The organism is Novosphingobium sp. G106 (assembly GCF_019075875.1).
GTDB lineage: Bacteria > Pseudomonadota > Alphaproteobacteria > Sphingomonadales > Sphingomonadaceae > Novosphingobium.
In genome coordinates, this window is record NZ_JAHOOZ010000001.1 from 5086976 (window position 1) to 5098900 (window position 11925).

General features: G+C 68.0%; 15 protein-coding genes. 8 read left to right on the forward strand and 7 right to left on the reverse strand.

Annotated elements, in window-relative coordinates; translation table 11 throughout:
* Positions 1–9: 9 nt before the first annotated feature.
* Together KRR38_RS24710 and KRR38_RS24715 are read left to right on the forward strand one after the other, a co-directional pair.
* The gene (locus KRR38_RS24710; protein ID WP_217406093.1) at positions 10–540 is read left to right on the forward strand and encodes a YdcF family protein; all 531 of its coding nucleotides are present in this window, start codon (positions 10–12) and stop codon (positions 538–540) included.
* Positions 540–1229 carry a 1-acyl-sn-glycerol-3-phosphate acyltransferase gene (locus tag KRR38_RS24715; RefSeq protein ID WP_217406094.1) on the forward strand — a complete coding sequence of 230 codons (690 nt, stop codon included), beginning with the start codon at positions 540–542 and terminating at the stop codon, positions 1227–1229. Before KRR38_RS24710 ends, KRR38_RS24715 begins: the two co-directional genes overlap by 1 nt.
* On the opposite strand, the gene KRR38_RS24720 is transcribed toward KRR38_RS24715, so the two are convergent.
* The 3 genes from KRR38_RS24720 to KRR38_RS24730 all read right to left on the reverse strand — a co-directional run bounded on the left by KRR38_RS24720 (position 1210) and on the right by KRR38_RS24730 (position 4088).
* Complete coding sequence (locus KRR38_RS24720; protein WP_217406095.1) at positions 1210–1992, reverse strand: transglutaminase family protein; 783 nt, start codon at positions 1990–1992, stop codon at positions 1210–1212. The genes KRR38_RS24715 and KRR38_RS24720 overlap by 20 nt on opposite strands.
* A 75-nt stretch (positions 1993–2067) precedes the next feature.
* Positions 2068–2988 (reverse strand): prephenate/arogenate dehydrogenase family protein, encoded by a 921-nt coding sequence (locus tag KRR38_RS24725; RefSeq protein WP_217406096.1) that lies wholly within the window; start codon positions 2986–2988, stop codon positions 2068–2070.
* Complete coding sequence (locus tag KRR38_RS24730; RefSeq protein ID WP_217406097.1) at positions 2985–4088, reverse strand: histidinol-phosphate transaminase; 1104 nt, start codon at positions 4086–4088, stop codon at positions 2985–2987. Before KRR38_RS24730 ends, KRR38_RS24725 begins: the two co-directional genes overlap by 4 nt.
* Before the next feature lie 118 nt (positions 4089–4206).
* Here KRR38_RS24730 and KRR38_RS24735 point away from each other — a divergent pair, with 118 nt between their 5' ends.
* The 4 genes from KRR38_RS24735 to metW are packed head-to-tail and all read left to right on the forward strand — an operon-like array spanning position 4207 to position 7910.
* Positions 4207–5730: an NAD(P)/FAD-dependent oxidoreductase gene (locus KRR38_RS24735; protein ID WP_217406098.1), complete on the forward strand. Its 1524-nt coding sequence runs from the start codon at positions 4207–4209 to the stop codon at positions 5728–5730.
* A 55-nt stretch (positions 5731–5785) separates the two neighbouring features.
* Positions 5786–6895 carry a homoserine O-acetyltransferase gene (locus KRR38_RS24740; protein WP_217406099.1) on the forward strand — a complete coding sequence of 370 codons (1110 nt, stop codon included), beginning with the start codon at positions 5786–5788 and terminating at the stop codon, positions 6893–6895.
* Positions 6892–7323: a GNAT family N-acetyltransferase gene (locus KRR38_RS24745; protein ID WP_217406100.1), complete on the forward strand. Its 432-nt coding sequence runs from the start codon at positions 6892–6894 to the stop codon at positions 7321–7323. The genes KRR38_RS24740 and KRR38_RS24745 overlap by 4 nt, the downstream gene beginning before the upstream one ends.
* Positions 7320–7910, forward strand: coding sequence for a methionine biosynthesis protein MetW (gene metW, locus KRR38_RS24750; protein ID WP_217406101.1), 591 nt, complete (start codon positions 7320–7322; stop codon positions 7908–7910). The genes KRR38_RS24745 and metW overlap by 4 nt, the downstream gene beginning before the upstream one ends.
* On the opposite strand, the gene fdhD is transcribed toward metW, so the two are convergent.
* From fdhD to KRR38_RS24765, 3 genes are read right to left on the reverse strand one after another with little or no spacing between them, the layout of a single operon-like run.
* On the reverse strand, positions 7907–8683 hold the full coding sequence (gene fdhD / locus KRR38_RS24755; protein ID WP_217406102.1) for a formate dehydrogenase accessory sulfurtransferase FdhD: 777 nt from the start codon (positions 8681–8683) through the stop codon (positions 7907–7909). The two genes, metW and fdhD, sit on opposite strands and share 4 nt — an antisense overlap.
* A gap of 7 nt (positions 8684–8690) precedes the next feature.
* Positions 8691–9080 carry a VOC family protein gene (locus KRR38_RS24760; RefSeq protein WP_217406103.1) on the reverse strand — a complete coding sequence of 130 codons (390 nt, stop codon included), beginning with the start codon at positions 9078–9080 and terminating at the stop codon, positions 8691–8693.
* Positions 9081–9110: 30 nt separating this feature from the next.
* Positions 9111–9491, reverse strand: coding sequence for a VOC family protein (locus tag KRR38_RS24765; protein WP_217406104.1), 381 nt, complete (start codon positions 9489–9491; stop codon positions 9111–9113).
* Between the two features lie 166 nt (positions 9492–9657).
* On the opposite strand from KRR38_RS24765, the gene KRR38_RS24770 reads away from it, so the two are divergent.
* Together KRR38_RS24770 and KRR38_RS24775 are read left to right on the forward strand one after the other, a co-directional pair.
* The gene (locus tag KRR38_RS24770) at positions 9658–10110 is read left to right on the forward strand and encodes a hypothetical protein (protein WP_217406105.1); all 453 of its coding nucleotides are present in this window, start codon (positions 9658–9660) and stop codon (positions 10108–10110) included.
* An 86-nt stretch (positions 10111–10196) separates the two neighbouring features.
* The gene (locus tag KRR38_RS24775; protein WP_217406106.1) at positions 10197–10868 is read left to right on the forward strand and encodes a glutathione S-transferase family protein; all 672 of its coding nucleotides are present in this window, start codon (positions 10197–10199) and stop codon (positions 10866–10868) included.
* Between the two features lie 37 nt (positions 10869–10905).
* Here KRR38_RS24775 and KRR38_RS24780 read toward each other — a convergent pair whose 3' ends face one another.
* A complete protein-coding gene (locus tag KRR38_RS24780; RefSeq protein ID WP_217406107.1) occupies positions 10906–11865 on the reverse strand; it encodes a complex I NDUFA9 subunit family protein in 960 nt (319 codons plus the stop codon).
* Between the last annotated feature and the right edge of the window lie 60 nt (positions 11866–11925).

Here is an 11925-nt window from a genome sequence, read left to right on the forward strand (position 1 = left end):
ACGAGGCCCATGCTCCGCCGCATCGTCTCGCTGATCGTGCTCGTCTGGCTGCTCGGCTTCATCTGGTTTGCGATAGCGCTGCCGGGGCCGCTGGACGCGGCCAAGAGCGACGGCGTGGTCGTGCTGACCGGCGGCGGCGGGCGCATCGGCCGGGGGCTGGAGGTGCTGGAGAAGGGGTGGAGCCGCAAGCTGCTCGTCTCGGGAGTCGACCGCGAAGTGCGCCCCGGCGAGTTCCAGGCCGAATACAAGGTCCCGCCCGCGCTGATGGCCTGCTGCGTCACCTTGGGCTTCCAGTCGGTCGACACGCGTTCGAACGCGCGCGAGGCGGCGGACTGGATGGCGAAGAACAAGATTCGTTCGGTTCGCCTGGTCACGACCGATTGGCACATGCGCCGCGCGGCGATGGAGCTGGGCGGCCTGCTGCCCGACCATGTGGAGGTAATCCGCGATGCCGTGCCTTCGCAGCCGAGCCTGCGCAACCTGTTCCTCGAATACAACAAGCTGCTGGCGCGAACGGTTCAGCGTATGATGGGCCAATAATGACGATTTTGCGCAATCTCGCCTTCTACCTGATCTTTTACGGTGGCAGCCTGTTCTATGTGCTGGGCTCGCTGGCGGCCTTGGCGCTGGGCCGGAAGGCGCTGATCTTCGTGGCCGCAGGCTGGTCGACCTGGCACCGGCTCTGCGTGACCGGCCTGCTCGGCATCCGTATCAGGGTCGAGGGCGAACTCCCCGGCGAGGGCTACCTGGTGGCGCTCAAGCACGAAAGCTTCTTCGAGGCGATCGACCTGCCCAACCTGCTCGGCCGCCCGGCGGTCATCGCCAAGGCGGAACTGCTGCGTATTCCATTCTGGGGCCAGGCGGCGCGCGTCTACGGCCTGATCGCGGTCGAGCGGGACCAGGGCGCCAAGGCGCTGCGCGCGATGATCAGCGGCGCGCGCCGGCTCATCGCCGAAGGGCGGCCGCTGGCGATCTTTCCCGAGGGCACGCGCGTACCGCATGGCCGTGAGGCGCCGCTGCAGTCGGGTTTCGCCGGGCTCTACAAGTTGCTCGGGCTGCCGGTGGTGCCGATTGCGGTCGACAGCGGCCCGCTCTACCACCGCCGCTGGAAGCGCCGCGGCACGATCACCTTCCGCATCGGCGAGACGATCCCCACGGGCCTGCCGCGCGAGGAGATCGAGGCGCGCGTGCTGGCCGCGATCAACGACCTCAACACGACACCCGCGTGACCTGCACCGACTGGCTGTTGAGCTGCGCCCAGCCGTAGCTGGTGAGGAACGAGACGTCGGCCGCGTCGCGGCCCACGCCGATCTTGGCCATGTCCTCGGCCTTGGCCATGCCGGTGGGATCGATCAGGTACCAGGCGCCGTCGAGGAACACCTCGGGCACCGCGTGGAAGTCCTGCGGCTCGACGCCGAGCGCATAGACGCTGACGAAGCGCGCGGGGATCGCGCTGGCGCGGACCAGGGCGATCATCAGGTGGGCATAGTCGCGGCAGACGCCCTGGCGCTGGACGAAGGTTTCGAGCGCGGTGGTCGAAGTGATACTGACGCCCGGCACATAGCTCAGGTGCCCGCCGATCCAGTCGCAGATCGCCATGACCCGCTCGCCGCCCTGCAATGCGCCGAATTCGGCCTCGACGAAGGTCTGGAACTGGTCCGACGGGCAGTAGCGCGATGGCAGCAAATAATCGACCGTCTCGACCGGCAGCATGTGCGGCTTGACCGCGGGCAAGGTCGCGAGATCGGCGCAGATCCGCTCGACGGTGACGGTGGCCTTGTAGTTGACCGTCAGCCTGCCCTGCAGGTGCAGCCAGATCCGGTCGCCGATCGTGTCGTGGCCGGGCAGGCGGGCGAAATGCTCGACCGGGCTGATGTCGATCCATGCGCCGGTCACCGTCTGCTCGGGCAGCAAGGCGGCCTCGACCTGCAGCAGCACGTCGGAGGGCGTGGCGAAGTCGTAGTCGAGCGTGGATTCGATGGCGAGTTTCACGGGGGTCTTTCTCATCGGAGAGATGGGTATCCCGCGACAATGACCGAACCGCGAAAAGGCTCCGCGCTTGTGGGTTCAGCCGTCGGTTTTGTCGTGATCGCTGCGCCCGAAGTCGGGCCGGGCATCGTCCTGGCCCTCGGCGATGATCGAGCGGCGGACGGCACGGGTGCGCGTGAAGTGGTCGAACAGGGTATCACCATCGCCGACCCGGATCGCGCGCTGCAGCGCAGTCAGGTCCTCGGTGAAGCGCTGGAGCATTTCCAGCACCGCATCCTTGTTCGACAGGAACACGTCGCGCCACATCGTCGGGTCCGAGGCGGCGATGCGGGTGAAGTCGCGGAAGCCGCCGGCCGAATACTTGATGACCTCGCTCTGGGTCACTTCCTCGAGGTCGGAGGCCGTGCCGACGATCGTGTAGGCGATCAGGTGTGGCAGGTGGCTGGTCACCGCGAGCACGAGGTCGTGGTGCTGCGCGTCCATGATCTCGACATTGGCGCCGAGCGCTTCCCAGAACTCGACGAGGCGGCTGAGCAGCACGAGATTGCTCGGCTCGGGCGGGGTGACGATGCACCAGCGGTTCTGGAACAGCTCGGCGAAGCCTGCGTCGGGGCCGGAATTCTCGGTGCCGGCGACCGGATGCGCCGGGATGATCGCATGGCCGGGCAGGGCCTCGCCCAGTGCCTTGGCGATAGCCTGCTTGGACGAGCCGACGTCGCTGATCAGGGCATCGGCGGGAACGGCGTCGGCAATCTCGCGCGCGGCCTCGCCCATCGCGCCCGGCGGCACACAGAAGATCACGAGGTCGGCGTCGCGCACTGCATCGGCGGCGGTCTCGTGGACCTGGTCGACCAGCCGGCGCTCTGCCGCACGCAGCCGCGTCTCGGGATTGTGATCGTAACCCGTGGTCTGCGCATCGGGCAGATACTCGCGCACCGCGAGGCCGATCGAGCCGCCCTGGAGGCCTAGGCCGATGATGGCGATGCGCTCGAAGCTCATTTGGCTGCTTCCGCCATTTCGCGGATACCCGTGGCGATCGCGTCCATCTGCTCGGCGGTGCCGATGGTGATGCGCAGGCCGTGCGGCAGGCCTTGGTTGGGCAGCCAGCGGGTGACGTAGCCGCGCTGCATCAGCCCCTCGAACGCGGTTTCGGCGGTGAGCTTGCCCTCGAACAGGATCAGCACGAAGTTAGCCTGGCTGGGTAGCGGGCGCAGGCCGTGGTTGCCCATGGCGTTGATCGTCTCGACGAAACGCGCGCGCTCCGCCGCATTGTGGAGGCGCGAAGCCACGACGAAGTCCTGGTCGGCTAGCCCGGCCAGCGCCATCGCTTGGCCGGTCGAGGAGACGTTGAACGGTCCGCGGATACGATTCAGCGTGTCGACGATGGCCGCCGCGCCGGTGCCCCAGCCAATGCGTTCGCCGGCGAGGCCGTAGATCTTCGAGAAGGTGCGCGTGACCAGCACGTTCTCGTGCGCCGCGGCAAGGGCAAGGGCGCCGTCCTCGTCCTCGGGCGCGACATACTCGCCGTAAGCCTGGTCGATCACCAGCAGGACGTCCGCGGGCAGCGCCGCGTGGAGCCGGGCGATCTCGCCGCGCGGCAGGAAGGAGCCCGTGGGGTTGTTCGGGTTGGCGACGAACACCACGCGCGTCCGTTCGTTGACCAGCGGCAGGATGGTGTCGACGTCGCTGCCATAGTCGCTGTCGGGCGCGACCACCGGCACGGCGCCGCAGCGGCGCGCGGCGATGTCGTAGACCGAGAAGCCGTAGCGCACGTAGATCACCTCGTCGCCCAGCCCGGCATAGCCCTGGGCGGCGAGGTGCAGCAACTCGTCGGAACCCGTGCCGCAGACGATCAGCGCCGGATCGATACCGTGGAGCTCGCCCAGCGCCCCGCGCAGTGCCTTGCTGTCGGGATCGGGATAGCGCGCGGGCGCCGACGCCTTGGCTTCGAGCGCCGCGGGGCTGGTGCCCAGCGGGTTCTCGTTGGCGGATAGCTTGATCAGCGGACGCCCGTCCGCGCCGGCGCTCTTGCCGGGGACATAGGCTTGGATCTCGGCGATCCAGGGTTTCGGCCGAGGGCCGGATACGCGAGCAGTCATCCGCCGCGCTTTAGGGCGGGTGGGGGGCAAAGGACAAGCACCGCATTTTCACGGACTTCCCAGATCGGCGAAAATGTTGCTTTCTCCCGCCGCGTCGAGGCGGGTGAAGGGGGCGAGCATGCGGACGAGCGGACTGTTCTGGCGGGCCTTGGGCGCGGCCAACGAAGCCAATGCAGCCGATCGGCCGGCGATCCTGGGAGAGTCCCCCGGCCTTACCCGCCGCCGTCTGCTCGGGGCCATGGCGGCCAGCGCGGCGCTGCCGGCGATCGGCTGCACGCCGCTGCCGACAGCCAGTGCTTCCACCCGCGTCGCGATCATCGGCGGCGGGCTGGCCGGCCTGATCGCGCTGCGCGACCTCAAGGCGGCGGGGATCGAGGCGACGCTTTACGAGGCACGCAGCCGGCTCGGCGGGCGCGTTTCGACCTATCACGGCGGCCCGGTGCCGGCCGACGACGGCGGCCAGTTCATCAACGCCGACCATGCCGATATCCTCGCCCTGGCGAAGCAGCACGGCCTCAAGCTGATCGACCGTGCGCCGCTTCCGGGCAAGACGTTGCTGATCGACGAATACTGCCGGACCTACACCGAGGAGCAGCTCGCCGAGGACCTGCGCCCGCTCGCCGCGGCGATTGCCGCCGATGCCGCCGCGATCGACGCGGACCCCGCCGCGATGACGGCGCTCGATGCGATCACGGTCACCCAGTACCTCCAGCGCCACGACAACTCGCTCAAGCCCTATGTCCGCATGCTGATGGACGCGACCCTGCGCACCGAATTCGGCCAGGATCCGGGCGAGGCTTCGGCGATCGAGCTGATCTTCAACCTGCCGCAGTCGGACGGCAGGAAGGCCATCGTCATCGGCTCGAGCGACGAGCGCTACGTGCTCCATGGCGGCTCGGGCTCGCTGGTCGAGGCGCTGGTTCCGCCGCTGATGCCGCACATCGAAATGAGCCACGCGTTGCAGTCGGTTCGTCATGCCGGGGACCATGTCCGGCTGCGCTTCGAGAACGGTGCGAGGGTCGAGGCCGAGCGCGTCATCGTCACCGTGCCCGCGCCGCTCCTGCGGACGATCGACTTCGGCACCATGCTCCCGCCGCTCTGGCAGCAATATGCGGCCGAGATCGACTGCGGCCGCAACGAGAAGCTCAACGCCGCCTATCACGGGCGCCCGTGGGAAGCGTCGATGGGGCGCAAGGGCGACGTCTGGCCCTTGGCGGGCGGCTTCGCCGAAGGTTGGGACGCGACAACGGTCGAGGGCGACAGCGGCCTGATGACCTTCTTCATGGGCGGCGCGCAGTGCGCCGCCGCGCGCAAGCTGGACGCCGCGGCGCTGCGCCGCGATTTCGAGACCGTCGTCGCGCATGCCGTGCCGGGGCTGACCCAGGCCGCGACGACCTGGCAGCGCCGCACCAACTGGATCGGCGACCGCTTTTCACGCGGTGCCTACAGTTGCTTCAAGCCCGGCCAGCTCACGCGCTATGCCAAGCTGTTCTGGCTCGAGGAGAACGGCAAGGCCGTGCAGAGCCCCGTCGTCGGTCCGCTGGTCTTCGCCGGCGAGCACCTGTCGGACGCCTGGCCCGGCTACATGAACGGCGGCGCGCAGACCGGCCGGCTGGCGGCGCGCGCGGTGCTGGGGGGATAAGACCGAACGTCCACTCATTGACACTCGGCCATGGCTCCCCCAATTCCCCCAGCCTATGGCCACCGCCGCAATCCTGTCCGCCAGCGAAGTGCTGGAACTCGCCGAACCGCTGCCGCTCGATTGTGGGCAGAAGCTTCCGGGCGTGCGCGTCGCCTATGAGGCCTATGGCGCCCTGGCGCTGGCGCGCGACAACGTCATTCTCGTCATGCATGCCACGACCGGCGACCAGCACGTCGCTAGCCCGCATCCGATCACCGGCAAGCCCGGCTGGTGGGACCGCATGGTCGGGCCGGGCAAGCCGATCGACACCAACCGCTTCTACGTGCTCTGCGCCAATGTGCTTGGCGGCTGCATGGGCTCGACCGGGCCGGGCAGCCTCGCGCCCGACGGCAAGCCCTATGCGATGCGCTTCCCCGTCATCACGATCCGCGACATGGTACGCGCGCAGGTCGCGCTGCTCGACGCGCTCGGCATAAAGAAGCTCTACTGCGCGGTCGGCGGATCGATGGGCGGGATGCAGGCGCTGAGCCTTGCCGCCAACTGGCCGCACCTGCCCGAACGGCTGCTCGCCATCGCTGCCACGGCGACGATGCCGGCGCAGAACATCGCCTTCCAGGAAGTCGGCCGCCAGGCGGTCATGGCCGATCCCAACTGGCAGGAGGGCGACTATTACGGCACCGGCAAGGCGCCCGATTCCGGCCTCTCCGTGGCGCGGATGGCAGCGCATATCACCTACCTGTCCGAAGCGAGCCTGACCGAGAAGTTCGGCCGCCGTCTGCAGGACCGTGCCTCGAAAACCTTCGGCTTCGACGCGGATTTCCAGGTCGAAAGCTATCTTCGGCACCAGGGCGTCAGCTTCACCAGCCGGTTCGACGCGAACTCATACCTCTACATCACCCGCGCGATGAGCTACTTCGATCTCGCCGAGGAACACGGCGGCCTGCTCGCCGACGCCTTTGCCGAGTGCAAGGCGCGCTTCTGCGTGATCAGCTTCGACACCGACTGGCTCTACCCGACCGAACTGTCGCGCCGGCTGGTCCACGCGCTCAATGCTTCGGGCGCGCCGGTGAGCTTCGTCGAACTCTCGGCGCCGTTCGGCCATGACAGCTTCCTGCTCGACGTGCCCGCGCTGGACCGGGTCATATCCGGATTCCTCAGCCGATGAGCGCGCTGCCCAAGGGCTACGTCCTGGTCGACGCGCCGGATCGCATCGATGCGGCAGCGGCCCACGCCTACCTCACGCGCTCCTATTGGGCCGAGGGCATCCCGCTCGAAACGGTCGAGCGCTCGATTGCCGCTTCGCTCTGCGTCGCGGTCCAGTACGAAGGGCGGCAGGTGGCCTTCGCGCGCGTCGTCAGCGACTATGCGACCTTCGCCTATCTCGCCGACGTCCACGTGATCGAGGATCACCGCGGGCGCGGCCTGTCGCATGCCATGCTGGAGCATTTCCTCGCCCATCCGCGCCTGCTGGGGCTGCGGCGCTGGGCACTGTTCACGCTCGACGCGCAGTCGCTCTACGAGCGCTATGGCTGGTCGCGCTATCCCTACCCGGAGCGGATGATGACGCGTGACGATCCGGACGTCTATCGATGACCTTGCTCCGCCCCGACCTCGCGCTGATTGCCGAGCACGTCGATAAAGGCGCGCGCGTGCTCGACGTCGGCTGCGGCGACGGCGTGCTCGCCGAAGCCCTGCGCGACGACCGCGGCTGCAACGTCCACGGCATGGAGATCGATCCGGCCAATGTCGCCGAATGCGTCGAGAAGGGCCTTTCGGTGATCCAGGGCGACGCCGACAAGGACCTCGCCTTCTATCCCGACGGCGCGTTCGACTATGCCATTCTCAGCCAGACGCTGCAGACGACGATGCGCCCGGACAAGGTGATGGAGGAGCTGCTGCGCATCGGTCGGCGGGCTTTCGTCAGCTTCCCCAATTTCGCCCACTGGCGGGTGCGGACCTCGCTGTTCTGGAACGGGCGCATGCCGGTGACGCGGCTGCTGCCGGTCGCCTGGTACGAGACGCCGAATATCCACCATCTGACCGTCTCGGACTTCCGATCCTTCGTTGCGGAGCGCGGGATCAAGGTCGAGGAGGCCTGGTATCTCACGGGAGACCGGCTGACGAGCACCAGCGTCGCCAACTTCCGCGCCGAGCACGCGATCTTCCTGCTGTCGCGCTAGCGCGTAGCTCCGTCGTTCACCAGCAGCGCGCTGTCGCCGCGCGCCAGCGACCAGAGGCTGAGCCCGGCCGCTTGCGCGCGGTCCACCGCCATGGTCGTCGGTAGCGAGACCGTGACCAACGTGGTGCCGCCGGCGCGCACGGTCTTCTCGACGATCTCGTAGGAGCAGCGCGCAGTCGACAGGACGAAGCCGGGGGCCAGTGGCTTGCCGTCTTTCGCCAAGGCCCCGATCAGCTTGTCGAGCGCATTGTGCCGGCCGACGTCCTCGCGGACGAGGCCGATGGCTCCGGCGTTATCGGCCCAGGCCGCAGCATGCGCTGCCCCGGTTGCCTGCTGTAGCGGTTGACGCGTTTCGAGCCCAGCCAGCGCGGCGAAGATCGCCTGCGGTTCCAGCGCCGCATGGGTCGCGACCGGCGGCAACGGCTTCGTCAGGGCTTCGAGGTTCTCGATGCCGCAGAGCCCGCAGCTCGATTCCGCGACACGGGCGCGCACGCGTTCGGTTAGTTGCTCGACCCCGACGCCCGAAAGCGTCGCGCGGACGATCCAGCCGTGCTCGACTTCGGCCAAGGCCAGGTCGGTAAGGTCGGCGGCGCTGCCCGCGAGCCCTTCGCTCAGCGCGAAGCCGAGCGCGAAATCGGCGAGATCGGCGGGGGTCGCCATCATCACCGCATAGGACAGGCCGTTGAATTCGAGCGCGACCGGCGCCTCGGGCACCAGGTCGCGGCTCACGGCGGCGCGGCTTCCATCGGGGAAGACGGAAACCGCGCTCACCATCCTGGCATCAGCCGATCACGAGGCCGTGATAGCAGGCCAGCTTGTTGCCGTCGGGATCGCGCAGGTAGGCGCCGATCTTGCCGCCGGTCTGCGGCTTGGGCTCGGCCTTGCCTTCGCAGGTGCCGCCGTTGGCGAGACCGGCTTCGTACCAGGCATGGACCTGCTCGTCGCTGTCGGCGGCGAACAGGATCGTGCCGCCGTTGGCGTGGGTCGCAGGCTGGCCGTCGCGCGCCGGGCCGACCGCGAAGTTCGGGCCGTTCGGGATCTTGTACATGATGATCGGATATTCGGCCGGGGTCGACGAGGCCGGCAGGCCCAGCGCGCCGAAGGTCGCGTCGTAGAAGGCGCGCGCCTTGTCCATGTCGTTGCAGCCGAGGCGGAGGTTGATGAGGTTCATGTCGTTGGTTCCTTATTGGCCCAGGGGTACTTATTGACCCAGCGGGTACATGGCGCAGAGCTTGTTGCCGTCCGGATCGCGCAGATAGGCGAGATGGAGCTTGGCGAAGCCGAGGTCGCGCGGCCCGGGCGCTTCCTCGCAGCTCTTGCCGCCGTTGGCGACGCCCGCGGCGTGCCAGGCGTCGGCCTGCTCGGGGCTCGCCATCTGGAAGCCGATCGTGCCGCCGTTGGCGAAAGTGGCCGCTTCGCCGTTGATCGGCTGGGTCACCATGAAGTTGGCGCCGTTGTGCGAATAGGCGATGCGCGAGCCCATGTTCATGCCGGGATTGCCCCCGATGGCGGTGAACAGGGCGTCGTAGAACGCCTGCGATTTCTCGAGGTCGTTGCTGCCAACGACGACGTGGGTGAACATGATTCTTCTCCCGATTTTGGTCCGTGCGGAGCGGGTTCTATCGGCCTCCGGGCCGCGGTCAATCGCTCATATTCGGGTGTCAATTCAGGCGCATATTCAGGTGAGGGCAATCGGCGCTATCCTACCCAGCGTTCTTTCGATTCGCCGGTTGGAAAGGCCCCCGTCCATGCCGCTGCGCCAGAAGTTCGTCATCGCCTGTCTCGCCGCCTCGGCGCTCACCCCGCTGCCCGCCCTCGCGCGCGACAGCGAGGCGACCTCGGAGCCGAGCTCCGAAGCGGCCAACGTCGCCAAGCGCCTGTCCGATCCCGCTAACCAGGTCGCGGCGACCGTCGCCCTGACCGCGCTCAGCGAAGCGCTGCTCGACATCAAGATCGAGCCGCTGCGCAAGGCACTGTCGGCCGCCGGCAGCGATGCGGCGCGCGATCTGCCGCCCGATGCGCGGCTGCGCGACCTTGCCGGACCGGAAGCCCGGGAATTGCCCGGCACGATCGGCAAGCGCGTGCCCCAGGCGATGAGCGCGGCCGCCGGCATGGCCGGCGCGGTCCAGGACATGCTCCCCGAGCTCAAGGCCGCGGCCGACAAGCTGAAGCACGCAATCCCCGATCAGTACGGGCAATAGTACAGCTTATTTTTCCACCCGATTTCGCCAACTAATACGCGCGCCGCGGGTGGACGCCGCGCACCCGCTTGGGCATTACGACCAGCATGTGGCAGCTTCATCAATTCCCCTTGTGTCCCTTCAGCCGCAAGGTCCGCCTGCTGATGAGCGAGAAGGGCGTCGCCTATGAGCTGTGGCGCGAAAATCCCTGGGAAGGCCGCGACGAATTCCTCGCGATGAACGCGGCCGGGCGCACCCCCGTGGTGCACGATCCCGCGCGCGGCATCACCCTGTCCGACAGCCGGGCGATCTGCGAATATTTCGAGGAAACGGTCGAGCGCAACCCGATGATCAACGGCACCGCGGCCAACCGTGCCGAGATCCGCCGGCTGGTCGCGCTGTTCGACGAGAACTTCTATGGCGACATCACCGCGCCGCTGCTGCACGAACGGATGAAGAAGCGGCTGGTCTATCGCCAGTCGCCCGATTCCAAGATGCTGCGCGAGGCGATGAAGCTGGCGCACGAGCATCTCTATTACATCGACTACCTGATAGATAACCGCCCCTGGCTGGCCGGTGCGACGATGAGCCTGGCCGATCTCGCTGCGGCGGCGCAGATCTCGGTCGCGGACTACCTCGGGGGCATCGACTGGTCGGCGCACGAGCAGACGCGCGGCTGGTATTCGGTGTTCAAGAGCCGGCCGAGCTTTCGGCCGCTGCTTTCCGAACGGATGGAAGTGATCCAGCCGCCGAGCCACTATGCGGATGTGAACGCTTAGACCCTAGATGCTCTCCTTGCAGGAGGGGATCGAGCAATCAGCCCGCTTTGGCCTTCGCGCCAAACCGCCCGTGCTTGCGGTACTGCACCAGCCAGCGATCGAGATAGAGCCCCAGCGGCCGCGGGCTCACGCCCAGCGCCTTGAGGCCCGGCAGCGCGCCGCTGGCGACATTGCCGGCCTGGAGCAGCGCAAACTGATCGGCGGTGATCGGCGCGCCGGGCAGGAAGCCGAACGTCGCGATCAGGCCGCCGACCGCGTCGGGCAGTTCGATCAGCCAGCGCGAACGGCCTTCGGCGGCGGCGATGCGCTGGTTGAGCTCGGCCATCGTCAGCACTTCGGGGCCCGCGATCTCGTAGGTCTTGCCGCCGTGCTTGCCCGGCTCGGCCAGGGCATGGGCGACCGCCTCGGCGGCATCGTCGACGAACAGCGGCTGCAGCTTCGCCGTGGGCGCGAAGACCGGCAGCGCGGGCAGCATGGCGATCAGCCGGCCGAACATGTTCACGAAATTGTCGTCCGGCCCGAACAGGATCGAGGGGCGCAGGACGGTCGCCTTGGGGAAGGCAGTGAGCACGGCCGCTTCGCCCTCTGCCTTGGTCCGGGCATATTCGACCTTCGATTCGGCATTGGCGCCGATCGCGGAGACATGGACGAAGGCGGTCGCGCCCGCCGCTTTAGCCGCAGCGGCGATCTTGCCCGCGCCGCTGCCCTGGACCGCGTCGAGATCGCCCGCGAAAGCGCCGACGAGATTGACCACGGCATCGGCACCGGCGACGGCCTGGGCGACGCTGGCCGGCTTGGTCACGTCGCAGCGGACGAATTGCACCTCGCCGAGATTGCCTGACGTCTTGGAGCGGAAGGCGCGTTCGGGATGACGGCTGGCGATGCGCAGCCGCGCGCCGCGCGAGAGCAGCTCCTGCGCCAGATGCTTGCCGAAGAAGCCGCTGCCGCCGATCACGGTCACCAGCTTGCCGCGCAGTTCCTTGCCGTCGCTTGCCATGTCGCTCGATTCCAACTTGCCTGTAGCGGTCCCTTTGCACAGCCGGGATGGACCGCGCAA